At 38.4% G+C, this 16,734-nt stretch carries 17 protein-coding genes and 1 tRNA gene; 14 read left to right on the top strand and 4 right to left on the bottom strand.

Annotated elements, in window-relative coordinates; all coding sequences use genetic code 11:
• Nucleotides 1-6 precede the first annotated feature (6 nt).
• The 6 genes from nusA to W908_RS08320 are packed head-to-tail and all read left to right on the top strand — an operon-like array spanning nucleotide 7 to nucleotide 7,134.
• Nucleotides 7-1,482 carry a transcription termination factor NusA gene (gene nusA / locus W908_RS08345; protein WP_053820713.1) on the top strand — a complete coding sequence of 492 codons (1,476 nt, stop codon included), beginning with the start codon at nucleotides 7-9 and terminating at the stop codon, nucleotides 1,480-1,482.
• A gap of 50 nt (nucleotides 1,483-1,532) precedes the next feature.
• On the top strand, nucleotides 1,533-3,971 hold the full coding sequence (infB, locus tag W908_RS08340) for a translation initiation factor IF-2 (protein WP_053820712.1): 2,439 nt from the start codon (nucleotides 1,533-1,535) through the stop codon (nucleotides 3,969-3,971).
• Nucleotides 3,972-3,985: 14 nt separating this feature from the next.
• Nucleotides 3,986-4,324 carry a 30S ribosome-binding factor RbfA gene (rbfA, locus tag W908_RS08335; protein WP_053820711.1) on the top strand — a complete coding sequence of 113 codons (339 nt, stop codon included), beginning with the start codon at nucleotides 3,986-3,988 and terminating at the stop codon, nucleotides 4,322-4,324.
• Between the two features lie 11 nt (nucleotides 4,325-4,335).
• A complete protein-coding gene (truB, locus tag W908_RS08330) occupies nucleotides 4,336-5,250 on the top strand; it encodes a tRNA pseudouridine(55) synthase TruB (RefSeq protein ID WP_053820710.1) in 915 nt (304 codons plus the stop codon).
• Between the two features lie 22 nt (nucleotides 5,251-5,272).
• Nucleotides 5,273-6,538, top strand: coding sequence for a phosphoribosylamine--glycine ligase (gene purD, locus W908_RS08325; protein ID WP_053820709.1), 1,266 nt, complete (start codon nucleotides 5,273-5,275; stop codon nucleotides 6,536-6,538).
• Nucleotides 6,539-6,549: 11 nt separating this feature from the next.
• Nucleotides 6,550-7,134 (top strand): ribonuclease HII, encoded by a 585-nt coding sequence (locus W908_RS08320; protein WP_053820708.1) that lies wholly within the window; start codon nucleotides 6,550-6,552, stop codon nucleotides 7,132-7,134.
• Here the strand turns inward: W908_RS08320 and W908_RS08315 are convergent.
• Nucleotides 7,120-7,842 carry a BON domain-containing protein gene (locus tag W908_RS08315; protein ID WP_053820707.1) on the bottom strand — a complete coding sequence of 241 codons (723 nt, stop codon included), beginning with the start codon at nucleotides 7,840-7,842 and terminating at the stop codon, nucleotides 7,120-7,122. The genes W908_RS08320 and W908_RS08315 overlap by 15 nt on opposite strands.
• Nucleotides 7,843-8,002: 160 nt before the next feature.
• Here W908_RS08315 and rsmI point away from each other — a divergent pair, with 160 nt between their 5' ends.
• Both rsmI and W908_RS08305 read left to right on the top strand, forming a co-directional pair.
• The gene (gene rsmI, locus W908_RS08310; RefSeq protein WP_053820706.1) at nucleotides 8,003-8,833 is read left to right on the top strand and encodes a 16S rRNA (cytidine(1402)-2'-O)-methyltransferase; all 831 of its coding nucleotides are present in this window, start codon (nucleotides 8,003-8,005) and stop codon (nucleotides 8,831-8,833) included.
• Nucleotides 8,830-9,144 carry a (2Fe-2S) ferredoxin domain-containing protein gene (locus tag W908_RS08305; protein ID WP_053820705.1) on the top strand — a complete coding sequence of 105 codons (315 nt, stop codon included), beginning with the start codon at nucleotides 8,830-8,832 and terminating at the stop codon, nucleotides 9,142-9,144. Before rsmI ends, W908_RS08305 begins: the two co-directional genes overlap by 4 nt.
• A 5-nt stretch (nucleotides 9,145-9,149) precedes the next feature.
• Here W908_RS08305 and W908_RS08300 read toward each other — a convergent pair whose 3' ends face one another.
• On the bottom strand, nucleotides 9,150-9,791 hold the full coding sequence (locus tag W908_RS08300; RefSeq protein ID WP_053820704.1) for an arylesterase: 642 nt from the start codon (nucleotides 9,789-9,791) through the stop codon (nucleotides 9,150-9,152).
• Between the two features lie 27 nt (nucleotides 9,792-9,818).
• On the opposite strand from W908_RS08300, the gene W908_RS08295 reads away from it, so the two are divergent.
• Nucleotides 9,819-10,484 (top strand): ABC transporter ATP-binding protein, encoded by a 666-nt coding sequence (locus tag W908_RS08295; protein WP_053820703.1) that lies wholly within the window; start codon nucleotides 9,819-9,821, stop codon nucleotides 10,482-10,484.
• Entirely contained in the window at nucleotides 10,468-13,002 is a 2,535-nt protein-coding gene (locus W908_RS08290; RefSeq protein WP_053820702.1) for an ABC transporter permease, read from the top strand. Before W908_RS08295 ends, W908_RS08290 begins: the two co-directional genes overlap by 17 nt.
• Nucleotides 13,003-13,019: 17 nt before the next feature.
• Here the strand turns inward: W908_RS08290 and coaE are convergent, their stop codons facing one another.
• Nucleotides 13,020-13,634 carry a dephospho-CoA kinase gene (coaE, locus tag W908_RS08285; protein WP_053820701.1) on the bottom strand — a complete coding sequence of 205 codons (615 nt, stop codon included), beginning with the start codon at nucleotides 13,632-13,634 and terminating at the stop codon, nucleotides 13,020-13,022.
• 140 nt (nucleotides 13,635-13,774) lie between these two features.
• On the opposite strand from coaE, the gene W908_RS08280 reads away from it, so the two are divergent.
• Nucleotides 13,775-13,851, top strand: a tRNA-Met gene (locus W908_RS08280).
• Nucleotides 13,852-14,020: 169 nt separating this feature from the next.
• Here the strand turns inward: W908_RS08280 and W908_RS08915 are convergent.
• Nucleotides 14,021-14,509: a type IV pilin protein gene (locus W908_RS08915; protein ID WP_053820700.1), complete on the bottom strand. Its 489-nt coding sequence runs from the start codon at nucleotides 14,507-14,509 to the stop codon at nucleotides 14,021-14,023.
• Between the two features lie 275 nt (nucleotides 14,510-14,784).
• On the opposite strand from W908_RS08915, the gene W908_RS08270 reads away from it, so the two are divergent.
• The 3 genes from W908_RS08270 (at nucleotide 14,785) to W908_RS08260 (ending at nucleotide 16,615) form a co-directional block, all read left to right on the top strand.
• On the top strand, nucleotides 14,785-15,912 hold the full coding sequence (locus W908_RS08270) for an aromatic ring-hydroxylating oxygenase subunit alpha (RefSeq protein WP_053820699.1): 1,128 nt from the start codon (nucleotides 14,785-14,787) through the stop codon (nucleotides 15,910-15,912).
• Nucleotides 15,913-16,010: 98 nt separating this feature from the next.
• On the top strand, nucleotides 16,011-16,208 hold the full coding sequence (locus W908_RS08265) for a hypothetical protein (protein ID WP_144417913.1): 198 nt from the start codon (nucleotides 16,011-16,013) through the stop codon (nucleotides 16,206-16,208).
• A gap of 161 nt (nucleotides 16,209-16,369) precedes the next feature.
• Nucleotides 16,370-16,615 carry a hypothetical protein gene (locus W908_RS08260; protein WP_020026669.1) on the top strand — a complete coding sequence of 82 codons (246 nt, stop codon included), beginning with the start codon at nucleotides 16,370-16,372 and terminating at the stop codon, nucleotides 16,613-16,615.
• Nucleotides 16,616-16,734 lie beyond the last annotated feature (119 nt).

The raw sequence follows: 16,734 nt of genomic DNA, 5'->3' as shown, positions 1-16,734 counted from the left end.
AAGCCCATGGATGGCAAAGAGTTATTTTTAATGATTGAGGCAATCTCAAATGAAAAGAATATCACAAAAGAGGATGTTCTTGAGTCATTAGAAGAGGCCTTAGCAGTTGCAACAAAGAAGCGCAGCAACATTGAGGTTCGTGTCGAGGTTGATAGGCACACAGGTGAGTTTAAAACCTTTAGGCAGTGGCAAGTCATCGAAGATGGCGAGGAGTTTGTTGATGATGATGGAAATATGTTTGATCCAGAGCTTCACATTTATCAAGCTGATGCTAATGGACTAGATATTGACGCTTTTGTTGAAGAGCCAATGGAATCTATCGAGTTTGGCAGAATCGCAGCGCAAGTTGCCAAGCAAGTCATTATTCAAAAGGTTCGTGAGGCTGAAAGAACGGTTGTCGTTGATAACTACTCTCAGCGCGTTGGTGAGGTTGTGATGGTCACTGTTAAAAGAGTAGACCGAGGTAATGTATACGTTGATATGGGCGGAATTGATGGCATGGTTTCAAAATATGACCTCATCCCAAATGAGTCAATTAGAAAGAATGATCGTTTGAGAGCTTATATCAAAGAGGTGAAATCGACACCACGCGGTGCTCAAATTTTCCTAAGCAGAACTGTAAACGACATGATGATTCAGCTGTTTGAAATGGAAGTTCCCGAAATTAGTGAGGGCGTCATAGAAATTAAAGCAGGGGCAAGAGATCCAGGCCTTCGTTCAAAGTTAGCTGTTAAGGCAAAAGACAAGCGCATTGATCCAATTGGCTCATGCATTGGAATGAGGGGTGCTCGCGTTCAGGCAGTTTCAAATGAGCTTAATGGCGAAAGGGTTGATATTATTCTTTGGGATGAAGATCCCGCCCAGTTTGTGATCAATGCAATGGCACCTGCAGAGGTGAGTTCAATTGTCGTTGATGAGGAAAAAGGGTCTATGGACATTGCAGTTGAAGAAGACCAGTTGGCACTTGCCATTGGAAGGGGTGGTCAAAATATCAAGCTCGCTAGCAAATTAACGGGTTGGAAGCTGAATGTCATGTCACTGAGTGATGCGGACGAATTACAAGCCAAAGAGCTTCAGAAAACCGGAGAGAAGCTTGCTGAAAAACTAGGCGTTGATGCTGAAGTTGCAGGCGTATTAATAGATGAAGGCTATACCAATCTTGATGAGATTGCTGAGGCGGAATCAGAAATTCTGTCTAAGATTGAAGAATTTGATTCTGAGATGGTTGGTGAGCTTCAAGAGAGAGCTCAGGATGCTCAGTTGGTTAAGGCATTAAATGATGCAGAAGCATCAGAAGTTTTACTTGGTGTTGAGGGTGTTGATGATGCATTAGCGCAAGCACTAGTAGACGCTGAAATTAGCACTGTTGACGAGTTAGCTGAACTATCAATTGTCGAATTATTGGACATTCAAGATATTGGAAATGATACTGCATCTGCTGTTATCATGGCAGCCAGAGAAAAAGAAGGCTGGTTTGACTAATTGATAGGGTTGATATTTAGTAAAAATAACTGAAATAAATAGGTAGAAATATGGCACATACTGTAGAAAGTTTATCAAAATTACTCAAGAAGTCACCTGATCAAGTTATTTCTATCTTGTCAAGCGCAGGTATTTCTGGAAAGACAGCAGAGTCAAATATTTCTGCCGAAGAAAGACAGATTTTAATGTCAAGTTTGAGTAAACGCTCAGCAACAAAATCAAGTATCTCCGTTACAAGAAAAACAACAAAGCCAGCTGCAAGCTTATCAACAGGTGGCGTTAAAATTCAGGTTAAAAAGAAGCGTGAAGTGCCACAAGTTGCTCAATCGAATGGGGTGGATGATGCTGCAATATTAAAGGCTAAAGAGGCTCTGGAGGCGGGAAGACTTGCTGAACAAAAAGATGAAGAGCATGATGCAAAGCGAAATGATATGGTGCGTCAGCAAAAAGTAAAGAATGAAGAGATACAGGCTCAAAAAACTCAAAAAGAATTAACTGAGAAGGAAGAGCAAGCTAAAAAAGATAAAGAAAAGCTTGAAGCTGACAAAGCACAAGACAAAAAGAAAGGTCCAAAGAGGCTTAGATCAGCATCAGATTCAGCACCAAAGCGTAAAGAGCTTCACGTTGCAAAGCACAATCCTAACAGGAAGCTTAAGAAAAAAGAAAGAACACAGATTTCACAAAAAGTTCAAGATGAGCAGGCACAGCATGGTTTTCACAAACCTGTTGAGCCAATCAAACATGAAGTTTTAATTCCTGAGACTATCAAAATATCTGAGCTAGCACTTAAGATGACAACGAAGGCTGGAGAGGTCTTAAAGGTAATGATGGGGATGGGCGTTATGGCAACGCTTAATGATGTTATTGATCAAGATACAGCAATGCTGGTTGTAGAAGAGATGGGGCACACCCCTATTGCAAGCAGTGAGGAAACAGTTGAAGATACACTTGTCCAGGAAGCTAGCACTGATTCAGAATCTGCTCCAAGACCACCTATTGTAACAATCATGGGCCATGTTGATCATGGAAAAACATCACTCCTTGACTATATTCGCAAGTCTAAAGTGACTTCGGTTGAGGCAGGCGGTATTACTCAGCACATTGGTGCATATCAGGTTGAACAAAAGGGCAGCTTAATTACATTTATCGATACACCAGGTCACGCCGCGTTTTCAAAGATGCGACATAGAGGTGCATCTGCGACTGATATTGTTATTCTTGTTGTTGCCGCGGATGATGGCGTAATGCCTCAGACCATTGAGTCTATCAAGCACGCGAAAGATTCAAATGTGCCAATCATAGTTGCTATTAATAAAATTGATAAAGAAGGTTCTGATATTGATAAGATAAAACAAGTCTTATCCACTCATGATGTTATCGCTGATGAATGGGGTGGTGACGTACTAATGGTCGGAGTTTCGGCGCATACAGGTGAAGGTATTGATGAGCTTCTTGAGAGCATTACCTTGACAGCTGAAATGTCTGAGATCAGTGCAGTTATTGACAAGCCAGCCAGCGGTGTTGTTCTAGAAGCCCGTTTAGATAAGGGGCGAGGAAAAGTAACGACTGTTCTGATTCAGTCGGGCACACTTAAAAAAGGTGATATCGTTATTGCAGGCCTTGAGTTCGGAAAGGTTAAACAAATTATTGATGATAATGGTAAGCCGATTAATCAAGCGGGACCATCTTTACCCGTTGAGATTTTAGGTCTTTCGGGAGTGCCAGACTCTGGTGCAGAGGTTCTAGTCGTCGAAAGTGAGAGAAAAGCTAGAGAGGTCGCAGAGTTCAGAAAAACAAAGGATCGTGAGACTAAACTCCAGAAGCAGCAAGCTGAAAAAATGGATAACTTCTTCTCAAAAATGGAAGAGGGAGAGGTCTCTACAGTTAACGTATTAATTAAATCAGACGTAAGAGGCTCAGCGCAGGCTCTTGTTGAAGCTTTAGAGGAGCTGTCAACTGATGAGGTAAAAGTCAAGGTCGTCTCTTCAGGTGTGGGGGCAATCAATAACACTGATATTTCATTAGCAAGCGCCTCCGAAGCAATTGTCCTTGGCTTTAACGTCAGAGCGGATGCCGTGGCTAGAAAAACAGCAGATACTGAGGGTGTCAGGGTCGAATATTACAGCATTATTTATAACCTGATTGATGACATTAAAGCAATCATGGGTGGATTGCTCAGTCCAGAGTTGAGCGAAAATATTATCGGAATAGCAGGCGTGAAAGATGTATTTAGATCACCTAAGTTTGGTGATATTGCTGGTTGTATGGTTGAAGAAGGCGTTGTAAGGAAAGATAGTCCAATTCGTGTTTTACGAGAGAGTGTCGTGATTTATGAAGGTGAACTAGAGTCACTAAGGCGCTTCAAAGATGATGTGAAAGAGGTGAAATCTGGAACTGAGTGCGGTATTGGTGTCCTTAACTATACCGATGTCCAGCCTGGCGACCAGATAGAAGTCTTCGAACGAATTGAACGAGCACGTTCACTCTAAGAGGTATAGTATAAATGCCGCAGCAAGCTAGCTTTAGAGCGGAAAGGGTTAATGAGTTGATTAAGCGTGAGCTCGTTCTATTGCTGTCAACTGGAACTAAAGATCCAAGGCTAAAAGATGTGATTATTACAGACGTCATCGTGAGTCGTGATTTGACAAGTGCTAAAGTTTTTTTCTCTGTTGATGATGAATCTCATAATGATGTCAGTCATCTACTTAACAAGGCCAGTGGTTTTTTTAGGTCCTCTTTATCCAAAGCACTTGACCTTAGGCATACGCCATCGCTGAATTTTATTTATGATACTGCTCCAAATACTGGCGCTAGAATGGATGACCTTCTAAATAAGCTTTAAATCATTGAATCGTGTCTAGACGCAATAAAAAAGGTAGAGACATTAACGGAGTTTTGCTTTTAGATAAAGCGAGTGGTTGTAGTTCTAATTCAGCCTTGCAAGATGTGAAATACCTATTTAATGCCAATAAAGCAGGCCACACTGGTAGCCTTGACCCCTTGGCGAGTGGTCTTCTTCCGATTTGTTTTGGCCAGGCAACAAAGATTGCACAGTTTTTACTCGATGGAGATAAGCGATATTTTGTTAGGGGAAAATTAGGTCAAGTCAGCAACACTGGTGACTCTGAGGGAGAACTGTCTGAGTATGGTTCAACTAAAGATGTTGACGATGCCACTATCAAAAGCACACTGCTCAATCTTATTGGTAGCATTAAGCAAATACCACCAATGTACTCTGCACTTAAGAGAGAAGGAACACCTCTATATAAACTTGCTAGAAAGGGTATTGAGGTTGAAAGAGAAGCAAGAGAAGTCAGTATTCATGAAATCCTTTTTAAGGATTTTGATGCAGATATATTAACTCTTGAAGTGTCATGTTCAAAGGGCACCTATATTAGAACACTTATCGAGGATATTGGTAAATTATTAGGCTGTGGTGGCTATGTGATTGAGCTTAGGAGGATCGGGTTTGCTCACTTTGACATTGCCCAGGGAAAAACGTTTGAAGAGCTGGAGATTCTCAAAGGAGATAGCTTATCTAATATAGATCCTGTTCTGATTGGAGCAGATAAAATGCTCCCAACTGTAAATAGTGTTTATTTAAATTTGGAGCAGTCAATTGACATTAAGTTTGGAAGAAAAATAACCTTTCCTGGCTTAGATAGCGATCAAAAAGTTAAGCTTTATGATGAGAATAAAGAATTTATCGGAATTGGCCAAAGCAACAACTTATCCGAGGTTTTACCAAAAAGGCTTTTTATAAATTAGTTAGAATTAAAATAGGAACAAGATGAAAGTTTTAATTATTGGTTCTGGTGGAAGAGAGCATGCATTAGCATGGCAATGTGCTCAATTTGATGAGGTGGGGCAAGTATTTGTGGCTCCAGGCAATGCAGGCTCAGCTTTAGAAAATAAGATATACAATATCCAGATTGAATCTGAGGACATTCCAGGACTCATTAAATTTGCACAGAGTGAGTTGATCGATATTACGATTGTAGGTCCAGAGGCCCCGCTGGTACTTGGGATTGTTGATGAGTTTCAAGATAAAAACCTTCCAATATTTGGTCCATCCAAGCTTGCCTCTCAGTTAGAGGGCTCTAAAGCATTTTGTAAGGATTTTTTAGCCAGAAATAATATACCTACTGCTTACTATGAGGTTTTTACTAAAACTTTACCAGCCATTGAATATGTAAAAGAAAAGGGCTTGCCAATTGTCATTAAGGCGGATGGATTGGCTGCTGGCAAGGGTGTCATTATTGCAAATACGCTTAGTGAAGCGACTAGTGCAATCAATGACATGCTTGATGGTAACCGATTTGGAGAGGCTGGATCAAGGGTTGTTATAGAGGAGTTTTTAAGAGGTGAAGAGGCAAGTTTTATTGTTATGGTAGATGGAAATAATATACTTCCGATGGCAACATCTCAAGACCACAAAGCTCGTGATAATGATGACAAAGGTCCTAATACTGGAGGCATGGGTGCCTACTCTCCTGCACCAGTTGTAAGTGAGTTAATATTTAAAGATGCTATGGAAAATGTGATCAAGCCAACAGTAAGCGCAATGAAAAAAGAGGGTATGCCCTATACTGGTTTTTTGTATGCAGGACTTATGATTGATCATAATGAAAAGGTCAAAGTACTTGAGTATAACTGCCGGTTTGGAGATCCAGAAACTCAACCAATCATGATGCGTCTGAAAACTAATCTGGCGAAATTATGTATGGCTGCAACTAAAGGTAATTTAGATCTAGAGTCGGCTGACTGGGATGAAAAAACTGCTTTGGGCGTTGTGATGGCGGCTAATGGTTATCCAAATTCTTATCAGAAGGGTGAGACCATCACCATACCTGATGCTTCATCTGAATCCAAAGTTTTCCATGCAGGTACAAAACTAGAGGATGGCAATATTCTAACTAATGGCGGGCGCGTTTTATGTGCAACATCTCTTGGATTGAACCTAGAAGAGGCTCAAGAAAAAGCATACAACTTGGTCAATAAGGTTAACTGGGATGGGAGTTATTACCGTACAGATATAGGATTTAAGGGCCTATAAGTGATTATATTATGATTTTCATTGGTGTTGATGAGGCTGGAAGAGGCCCACTGGTTGGAAGTGTCGTGGCTGCTGCTGTTGCTTTTCCTCCTAGTTTTCAAATCGATGGTCTTACTGATTCGAAGAAACTGTCTGAAAAAAGACGTGAAGATCTATATGCTCAAATTACAAAAAAGTGTTACTGGGCTTCAGCTGAATCAAACAGCATCGAGATAGATGAGATCAATATATTGCAGGCTACCATGATGGCTATGAAAAGAGCAGTTAACACATTACAGCATCAACTCATGAGCCAAACCCAAGAGCAAGCCTTCAAAGTCCTTGTTGACGGAAACAGATGTCCAGACGTTGAAAATTGTGAAGCGATTATTAAGGGTGATTTAATTGAGCCAGTAATATCAGCAGCCTCTATCATTGCTAAGGTGACTAGAGATAGACAAATGAAGGAGCTCGATAAAATTTATCCTGAATACGGGTTTTCAAATCATAAGGGTTACGGAACTAAAGAGCATCTCGAAGCCCTAGTAAAACATGGCCCTATAAGCGGACAGCACCGATTTACGTTTGCACCAATAAAAAGGCTAGTCAGAGCCTAGTTCGTAAAGCTGCTGGTTTAGCTCATTTTGTTTGGCCTCTAGCTCAGCTTTTTTGGCCTCTAGCTCAGCTCTTTTAACAGCTGCTTCTTTTCTCTTGTTGTCTTTTTCAATTTCTTTAGCAGGTCTTACCATAAGATAATTGAATAGCTTAACGACCTTCTTAACATTCTTTGCTTTACTTGCAACATTAGTAGCATGTTCAGCCTCTCTTTTTGTAACAGAGCCCATCAAGTAAACAACACTCCTCTCTGTCCGAACTGATACATGGCTAGGATGAAAAACCTCTTGATCAAAAAATAATGTTTCAATTTGTACAGTAATGACTCCATCTTTAGCCCTATCTAGATAGGAGCTATTGGGCATCACATCAACCTCATTGATTAGCTGACTTATTTTAGAGGATTTGCTTTTAACAATGCTCTCAAGATAATCTAAAGTATTCTCATCAGGCGCTTCACCAGTAATTAAAACAGCCTGGTTGTAGACGTTAAAGTTAATATGAGCATCTTCTAACATTTGATCTTTAGCAACAAGATTTCCTAAATCAATATATAGCGTTTTATCATCTAGGATTTCACCCATTGTTCTTCGATCATTCGACATGGTTGCAACTGTACTAACAGCCGCAGCACCTTGGACTATAGGAGTGCACGAACTTAAAATTGAAGAAGTGGTCATTATTGCGCATAAGATAATAACTCTTTTCATTGTTGCTCCTTATTCTCAGCTTGATAAAGTGAAATAGATTTCTTGATATATATTTTAAAGTAGATTCATGATGTTATCACGCAAAGAGAGATAAATTTAAATCTTAGTTATCACTAATAAAGCATAATACTACAAAGAATACTTATTTAAAAAACATTATATGACTGGAAAGCTTTATGTTGTTGCTACCCCAATTGGAAACCTGGGCGATATTTCAATTAGAGCAGTTGATATCCTTAAAAGTGTAGACCTCGTTTTGGCTGAGGATACTCGTCACAGTAAAAAACTTTTTGCACATTATGAAATTGGAACATCTTTAAGGGCCTTTCACGAGCACAACGAGAAAGATAAGACAGGGTCAATCATTAATGAGATTAATGAAGGTAAATCGATAGCAATGATTAGTGATGCAGGAACGCCGCTTATCAGTGACCCTGGCTATCACTTAGTCACAAAGGCTAAAAAAGCTAACATCGAGGTAGTTCCAATTCCGGGGCCAAGTGCTCTCATAACTGCTTTATCCTCATCAGGATTGGCTAGTAACAGTTTTACATTTTTTGGCTTTCTTCCATCAAAGCCAGTAGCTAGACTAAAGTTTCTTCAAACAAAAATAAACCTAGATGAAACCATCATATTCTATGAGTCACCAAAACGAATCTTATCCACATTAGAGAATATGCTTGAGGTTTTTGGAGAGAGTCGCGAGGTATGTCTTGCAAAAGAGTTGACAAAATCTTTTGAAACAATTCTGACAGATAGATTACCAAATTTAATTGAATATCTTGACGCAGATATTAGCCATCAAAAGGGTGAATTTGTGATTTTAGTTGCTTCTGCTGATAAAATAGATCTTATTGAGTCTGAGCACCATCTCGATAAAATATTGTCTATCCTGTGTTCTGAAATGGGGACTTCAAAGGCTGCTAAGTTAGCAGCCAAGATTACTGGCATTGATAAAAAACATTGTTATAAAAGAGCTTTAGCGTTATGAGTAAATTTTACAAGCGTCATATTTTTTTCTGCAACAATATTCGGACCGATGGCAAGCAGTGCTGCTCTCAGAGTGGCGCGAAAGAAATGTATCGTTATGCCAAAGATAAGTGTCGCGCCAATGCGTCACTCGGTGAAGGACGTCTTGGAGTTAGTGAGTCACGCTGTCTTGGACGGTGTGAAAATGGCCCTGTGGTAGTTGTATATCCAGATAATGTTTGGTATCAGTATATTGATGAAGAGGATATTGACGAGATTCTTGAGTCCCATCTTGAGGGCGGTAATACAGTAGATCGTTTACTGATTAAATAATATTGTTATTTCAATCTTGATAATGCTTCAACAATGTAAGGATTTAAGTTTGTAGCTATTACCTCAATTCCCATGGCATTCGGATGCTTATAGTCAGCAAGTAATAAACTTTTTTCTAGGGCAACCCCTTCCAATAAGAAAGGCATAAAAATTAGGCTATGCTTTTTTGATAGCTCCGGATAAATGCCATCAAATGCAGATTGATAATCTGGGCCCATGCTCTCAGGAGAAAGCATTCCAGCTAATATTACAATGGCATTATTGGTTTTGAATTTAGTAATTATTACATCAAGGTTATTATTAGTGAGGACTGGATCAAGTCCTCTCAACATGTCGTTAGCGCCTAAACATAAAATCACTATATTTGGTTTATCCCCAAGGGACCAGTCCACTCTTGATAGGCCATTCTTAGAGGTATTTCCAGAAATACTGGCATTGATGAATGTTAATGAAGGATTGCTTCCTTTAAAATGTCTTGTAAGTTCAGAAGCTAAATTCTCATTTTGAGGTAAGCCATATCCAGCCATTAGGCTGTCACCGTAGAGCATCACTTTTAATGAATTTTCTGCATATACATTTGATATAAAAAATATTAACAGTAATCCAATAAATACTGATTTAAGGCTGTTTTTTTTTGAGATAATCATGCGCTGAATTTTATATTAGATTGAATAATGAGTGCAGCGATACAGTTCAATAATGTTTCATTAAGTTATGGCGTAAAAGATGATGCTGTAGAAGTTTTAAAAGGGATTGATTTCTCAGTAGATAGTGAGGAGGTTGTTTCTGTAGTAGGGCCAAGCGGCTCTGGAAAGACTTCAATTATTATGCTTGCCTCAGGCCTAGAGACTGCCTCCAAGGGGTCAATTCAAATTAATAATCAGGAAATTGTCGGACTGAAGGAAAGTGAATTATCAGAAGTTCGAAGAAAAAATATTGGTATTGTATTTCAGTCCTTCTATTTAATTCCAAATCTGACAGCTGTCGAGAATGTCCTATTATCTCTTGAAGCTAATCAACAATATAATCTTGAAAAAAATGCAGAGACACTTCTTGGAGAATTTGGACTATCCCATAGACTACATCATCTCCCTAGTGAACTCTCTGGTGGCGAACAACAAAGAGTCGCCATTGCCAGAGCTTTAATTAATAAACCAAAAATTATTCTAGCGGATGAGCCTACTGGTAATCTTGATACAGTGAACTCTGATAGCATGATGGATTTACTCTTTGACTATACAAAAAAAAGCCAAACCTCATTAGTCATAGTCACACATGACAATTCAATAGCGAATCGATGTGACCGCATCATTGAAATAAAGGATGGTCAGATTGTTTGATATTCAGCAATTCAAATTAATTAATAAGTACGCGCTCAGAGACTTCTCAAGAAGCTATAAAAAATTATGGGTTATTACCTCAACTCTTTTTGTTAGTTTGTTGCTGCTCTCATTAACCTTTTCAGTTAAGGAGGCTTTAAATACTGAAATAGCAAGCAACGCCAAGGAGCTTTTGGGTGGGGATATTCAGATTGACAGTGATATTGAACCGTTGCCTCCTAAGGTTATTGATCAGTTCAATGCCCTTGGAAAAGTAAGCGCCGCTATTGAGTTTGCAACGATGCTTTCAAAGGAAGGCGAGTCTCCAGTATTTACTGAGCTAAGGGCAGTTGACAATAACTACCCACTTTATGGCGAGATTGAGACAATTCCTGAGGAGGCGGCTAATATCATTTTCTCTTCTTCACTAAAGCCACATGTTCTAATAAATGAAAGCATACAAAACCTTCTAAATGTTGGCCCAGGTGACGACGTAACAATAATGGGTCAAAAATTTGAAGTTGCTGGACTTGTCTCGTCAGTACCAGACCTAGCAGAAAGTGCTGTTTTTGGAGAATTCGCGATTATCAGTATGGATAGTTATGAGCAATTTGGGCTTAGCTCAGGAGGCAGTTTTCTTGACCATAAGTATAGAATTAAATTTAATAATTCAAGTCAGACTCAAGAACCAGAAACCATAGTTAACTCCATTATTGCCTACGATGATACAATCAAAACTCGACTTCCCGGGCAGAGTGGGCGTCGACTAAGCAGTGTGATAGACAACTTTTCAAACTTTTTAAACCTGGTCTCTGTAAGCGCAATGGTGATTGCAGGTATTGGAATTAGTAATACACTCTTATCATTCGTAAATCAAAATAATACTAGCATAGCGGTCAAAAAATCGATTGGATTTCCGTCTAGCTTTATTCAAACAATGTATTTTTATGAAATCATATTGATTCTGTTATCGACCTCGATTGTTGCCTACTTACTGGGAGTCTTTAGTCCATTGTTGGCGAACGAGCTGTTGCCCAAGTCTCTTGGTATTGATCTGCAGCCAACCTTTAGCCTGGTTGGATATCTCAACATCCTATTCATTGGACTCTTGGTTGTATTAATTTTCTCTATTCCCTCGCTGTATTCCATTAGTGAAATTAAAGCGGCCTCTTTATTTCGTAATTCTTTTAATCCTGTAAGCTTAAATTTCTCTGTTAAAAATATTCTCTTATTGGGTGTTTTGGTCATTATTTTGACTACCTACTTTGTTAATCAAACTGACCAGAAGCTTTATACAGTTTTTTACTTCGTGGCTTTTTTTACAACCATGCTAATTTTTTATGGCGTATCAAAATTATTAATCATATTTATTAAGCGCTTTCATAAATTTTCAAATAACAGCTATAGGATAGCCTATAGAAATATTGTTGCTAAAAAATCATTAGCACCAATTATGACAATCTCTTTAGGAATAGGGTTAACTCTATTATTAACCTTAAGTTTTGTTGCTAACAACTTAAAAAAAGAAATTTCAGATAGCATTCCATCTATGGCTCCAGACTTATTTTTTGTGAGCATTGATAAAGACATTCAAGGGGATCTCCAGTCATTTATTGAAGGAGTTGACCCAAATGCAGAGCTTGAATTTAGTCCGATGGCGAGCGCATCATTTATCTCATTAAATGATATACCTATTGAGGAGATTGTTTCCAGGAGTAACAGGTCCGCTTGGGTTGTAAGAGGCGATAGGCGAATTTCTTGGTCTGAAAAGCCAAAGCCAGACAATCCTATTGTTGAGGGAGAGTGGTGGGAGCCAGGTAATGAAAGCGAGATGTTTATATCAATGGACAGTCGGGCTGCATATGACCTTGGGATGAATATTAATGACAAGATAGTGCTCAATATCCTAGGTCGAGATGTGACTGGCACTATTAAGAACTTTAGAGAGGTTGATTATCGGGACATATCCATTAATTTTGCCATCATCATCAATAAAGCTTTTGCAAACAAACTTCCTCATGAGTTTGTTGGAACATTAAAGACTGAGTTGCCATCTGGCGATGTTTTGGCAATGGTTGTTGAAAAATTTCCAAATGTATCTGCTATAAAGATTGATAGAATCCTATCCCAAGTTAGTGATGTGTTAAATAAAATATTCATAGCAGTGACTGCAATATCACTCATAGTTATTATTATTGGGTTAATTGTTATTGTGAGTGCAGTTTTGGTGCAAACAACATTCAGGCGCTATAACAATTTGATCTACAAAATATTGGGGGTAGACTTTCCAACAATCCTTAAGGCAATGACAATGGAGTTTGCTGTCATCTATGGCACTTTAATATTTTTTGCTACCTCTGTTGCAGTTATAAGTTCTTACTTAGTTGTAGAGAATGCTTTGCAGCTGACTTGGCAATTTGATTTTGGGCTGACCCTTTGGATATTATTATCAACTGCATTGACATCATTTATACTAATTCTTCTGGCTAATCGAAGTATATTTAACCCCAAAGTTTACCCGCTCATTCGAAACGAGTAATTCTTTTTAGTAGAGAATCAAACTATAGCAAACAGTTTTTGACTAAGACTTTCTATACTATCTTTAAGATCACTGATCTTTGAGTTATTATCAATAATGTCAGTAGGCAGATGGTCACCTAGTTGGACTCGCTGCTCCCTACTAGCTTGGGCTAATAGCATGGTATGTGCTTTTGCACTATCAATATTCTCCCTAGCAGTTAGACGATTTATCTGTATATCAACATCACAATCGACAACGATAGCTCTATCAAATGGACCCCATAATTCTTTTTCAACCAAGAGAGGGATGACTACAACCATAACACCTTCTTTGAAAATCTCCATCGAAGACTTCATTTTTTGAAGTATTTTGGGGTGTAATATTTGCTCAATCTTAGCCCTATTTCGTCCCTTTTTATAAAGAACATCCCGAAGATTTTTTCGATCAAGTGATCCGTCACTCAAAAGGATCGAATCGCCAAAGGATTCTACTAGCTCATTAAGCCCCTCAGTTCCGGGCAATACAACTTCACGAGATATTACATCTAGATCAATAATATGACATCCATATATTGCAAGCAAGTCACTCACCAAGCTCTTGCCTGAGGCAATGCCTCCAGTCAGCGCTACTTTAAGAACTTTACCGGCCATATGGTTAAGAATTAATATTAATAAAACTTAAATTTTATAGCTAAATGAAGTTGAGACTATTGGAATGATAATATTATTGCTCAAATTTGTTATTTAGCTTGACTTTTGAGGTAAAAATTTCGATAATAGGCGCTCTTTTTGGTTATGTAGCTCAGCTGGTTAGAGCACAGCATTCATAATGCTGGGGTCGGTGGTTCAAGTCCACCCATAACCACCATATCCCATAAGGCTTTAAGCCATTTCACCTAAATCAAATAAATGTATTGGTAATGGCAATCCAAAGCCTTATGTAAGGTTTGCAGATGTTTCATTTTCTGACTATGAGACACTGCTTGAATTATAATAATTGTTCAAATAGTTTATACGGCTAAGTATTAATAATAATATTACTCTTTTGTAATGTAAATCCAGCCAGAGTCTGGGATGAAGGCACTTCCCCCAGATTCATTGCCGATATTTGTTCTTATAGCAATGCGATTTCCAGAAGACCCAATCCCAGTTAGGCCTAATCTCGGGCCTCCAGAAGATGTGGCAGAGTCGGTTCCATTAAATACGTTCTTACCATATGGGTTCTTGTTAATAGAGTTAAAGTATGTTATGAAATAACTAGCCCAATTGGCCGTACTTTGATTACAATATCGGGTAGAACTACCCAGAACAACACTTGAAGAACCTGTAGAACATTTAGTCAGCGTAGCTGCCACAAAAGATTTTATGTTGTTGTGGTTTGTTGTGGCACTTTGCACTTTGGCACTAGCCATATAGCCGTTGTACATTGGAACACCAACTCCAGCAAGAATACCAATAATAGCAACTACAATTAGCAGTTCAATCAATGTAAATCCTTTAATTCTTAATTTGAATTGAGTGTTCATAGTAAAGAACTCCTACTTTTCTTTAATTTATTTAGAAATAGAGAGAATCATATACTTAAATTACTAAAGATAAAGAGGAGAATAAGCTACGAATGTATAAATATTAATTTATAGCTATACATTCTAAGTTCAGAGCAACCATCCCTCGCATATTTATTCAGACTTTGATGCCTAGTGGGGGAGCCTCCTATTGAACTCGGCTAAGTATTAATAATCCCTCCCTCACACATCAAAAGAAGTTTTGACTTTAGTTCTATTTGACTTAAAATCCAAGTATGAAAAAACTACTTGAACGTATAAAGCTTTGTAAGTTGCCACCTCCTCAAAGACGAAGTCTACCTTACGAATGCTACTGGGAGGACTCAATCTTAACCCAAGAGCAAGAGCGTATTTTTTCTAATCAGTGGCTTGGGTTGGGCAGGTCCGATAGGCTAGAAAATCCAGGAGAATATGAGGTATTTGAGCTTTGCGGTCAAGCCTTAGTTTTGATACGTAATCAAGACAAAGAATTGAGGCTTTATGCAAATACTTGCCGCCATAGAGGCGCAAAACTATTGGATGGAACTGGCCAATGTCAAGCTATCAGCTGCCCTTTTCATGGGTGGACTTACTCACTAGATGGTAATTTAATGCACGCTAAAACAATGGCAGAAAATCCCAGTTTTGATTTTGAAGAGCATTCTTTAATTGAGTATAAATTAAAAGAATTGCAGGGATTCCTATTTGTTTTTCTGGGAAATAAGCCAACAGATTTATCTAAGCAGCTTGGTAATTTTTCTGAATTACATCAGCCTTGGTCTATGAATGAATTGGTTACAACTAGACGTGCAACTTTTGAAGTTCAGTGTAATTGGAAAGCATTTTTAGATGTCTTTAATGAATACTATCATTTGAATAATGTACATCCAACTAGCATCGATAATCTTTATAACAAGCCTGAAGAAGCAGATAAAACAACGGGAGATTTTGCAAGTCAATTTGGATTTACCGCGGGCACAGGGGCACTACTAGAGGTGGATCAAATTAACGCTTTACCGATAATGGAAAATTTGGAGGCCCCCTGGAGCCTTGGAGCAAGGTACAGTTGGATCTTTCCAAATATGACTTTTGCAGCAAGTCAAGAAGCAATTTGGGTCTATGAAGCAAGCCCAATTACTTCAATGAGTTGTCGTATTAGACAAAGTATTTGTTTTCCAAAAAATACAACAACACTTCCTGGTTTTAAAGAAAAGTCCCAGTCATATTATCAGCGACTTGATGATGCGTTAGACGAAGATATTGTCGCACTTGAAAATCAACAGAAGGGCCTCAATAAGTCCACTTCGCTTCAGGGGCAATTCTCGACATTAATGGAGGCAAATGTTGCAACTTTTTCTGAATGGTACGCCAATAAAATAATATAAGAGGTTTGAATTTAAGTCTTTAAAAAAACAGTAAAATTAAATTTTGTATTTAAGGAGACATTATGAGATTTATTTCATCTTTAGCAATCTGTTTAATAATGACTAACAACGCCCTTGCGAATAAAGAAATAGAACCTTATTCACAAGAAACTTGCCAAAAAATATATGAATCAATTGGAACTTTCGTTCTTCTCGCTGATACAGAGTGGAAGAAAGAGAAAGAGAAAAAAGCAATGTTTTATTCAACCGCAGCATCAAATTATGCAACTATTTATGAAACGGTTTGTAGTAAATAATTATTTATCTAAATGACCCCCCCTCACATATCAAACGAAATTTGGACTTTGGTTCAAAACTAACTTCACGAAATCTTTTTGTAAAGAACGTCTAAACTTCACTTGATAGATTTGAAGTTATTCTAAACTCAACTTCCTTATATTAACTTAGGAATGACGAAATGAAAAAATTACTCTCTATTACTTTTATGATTTTACTTTTGCCTTCTATGGCTTTTGCTGGGGCATGTCCAATGCTCAAATCAGAAGTTGAAGATAAAATTGCAACACTAGACCAAACAAAGCATGCAACTTTAATTAGTTTTGCCCTTATGCTACATGAGCAAGGTGTCAAAGCGCATGACTCTGGTGACCATGGCATGTCAGAAGACTTACTGAATGGCGCTTTAAGACTATTGGATGTCTAAACTGCAAATAATCTGATAAATATGCCTTAACTATTAGGGCATATTTATTCTCACTTCTAGGGCTCCAGTGAAGCCTTCTCAGAGCTCGTAGAAATATATACAGAACTTCCCTCACACAT

Source organism: Candidatus Pseudothioglobus singularis PS1, from assembly GCF_001281385.1.
In the GTDB taxonomy this organism is placed as follows: Bacteria; Pseudomonadota; Gammaproteobacteria; order PS1; family Pseudothioglobaceae; genus Pseudothioglobus; species Pseudothioglobus singularis.
This window is presented reverse-complemented; position numbering and strand designations above follow the sequence as displayed.

Excerpts from the sequence above, each read along its gene's own strand:
- W908_RS08320 (WP_053820708.1), top strand. The coding sequence starts at position 6,550 with ATGATTTTCATTGGTGTTGATGAGGCTGGAAGAGGCCCACTGGTTGGA.
- W908_RS08260 (WP_020026669.1), top strand. The coding sequence starts at position 16,370 with ATGAAAAAATTACTCTCTATTACTTTTATGATTTTACTTTTGCCTTCT.
- W908_RS08270 (WP_053820699.1), top strand. The coding sequence starts at position 14,785 with ATGAAAAAACTACTTGAACGTATAAAGCTTTGTAAGTTGCCACCTCCT.
- purD (WP_053820709.1), top strand. The coding sequence starts at position 5,273 with ATGAAAGTTTTAATTATTGGTTCTGGTGGAAGAGAGCATGCATTAGCA.
- W908_RS08265 (WP_144417913.1), top strand. The coding sequence starts at position 16,011 with ATGACTAACAACGCCCTTGCGAATAAAGAAATAGAACCTTATTCACAA.
- W908_RS08915 (WP_053820700.1), bottom strand. The coding sequence starts at position 14,509 with ATGAACACTCAATTCAAATTAAGAATTAAAGGATTTACATTGATTGAA.
- nusA (WP_053820713.1), top strand. The coding sequence starts at position 7 with ATGGATGGCAAAGAGTTATTTTTAATGATTGAGGCAATCTCAAATGAA.
- infB (WP_053820712.1), top strand. The coding sequence starts at position 1,533 with ATGGCACATACTGTAGAAAGTTTATCAAAATTACTCAAGAAGTCACCT.
- coaE (WP_053820701.1), bottom strand. The coding sequence starts at position 13,634 with ATGGCCGGTAAAGTTCTTAAAGTAGCGCTGACTGGAGGCATTGCCTCA.
- W908_RS08290 (WP_053820702.1), top strand. The coding sequence starts at position 10,468 with ATGGTCAGATTGTTTGATATTCAGCAATTCAAATTAATTAATAAGTAC.
- W908_RS08305 (WP_053820705.1), top strand. The coding sequence starts at position 8,830 with ATGAGTAAATTTTACAAGCGTCATATTTTTTTCTGCAACAATATTCGG.
- rbfA (WP_053820711.1), top strand. The coding sequence starts at position 3,986 with ATGCCGCAGCAAGCTAGCTTTAGAGCGGAAAGGGTTAATGAGTTGATT.
- W908_RS08315 (WP_053820707.1), bottom strand. The coding sequence starts at position 7,842 with ATGAAAAGAGTTATTATCTTATGCGCAATAATGACCACTTCTTCAATT.
- W908_RS08300 (WP_053820704.1), bottom strand. The coding sequence starts at position 9,791 with ATGATTATCTCAAAAAAAAACAGCCTTAAATCAGTATTTATTGGATTA.
- W908_RS08295 (WP_053820703.1), top strand. The coding sequence starts at position 9,819 with ATGAGTGCAGCGATACAGTTCAATAATGTTTCATTAAGTTATGGCGTA.
- rsmI (WP_053820706.1), top strand. The coding sequence starts at position 8,003 with ATGACTGGAAAGCTTTATGTTGTTGCTACCCCAATTGGAAACCTGGGC.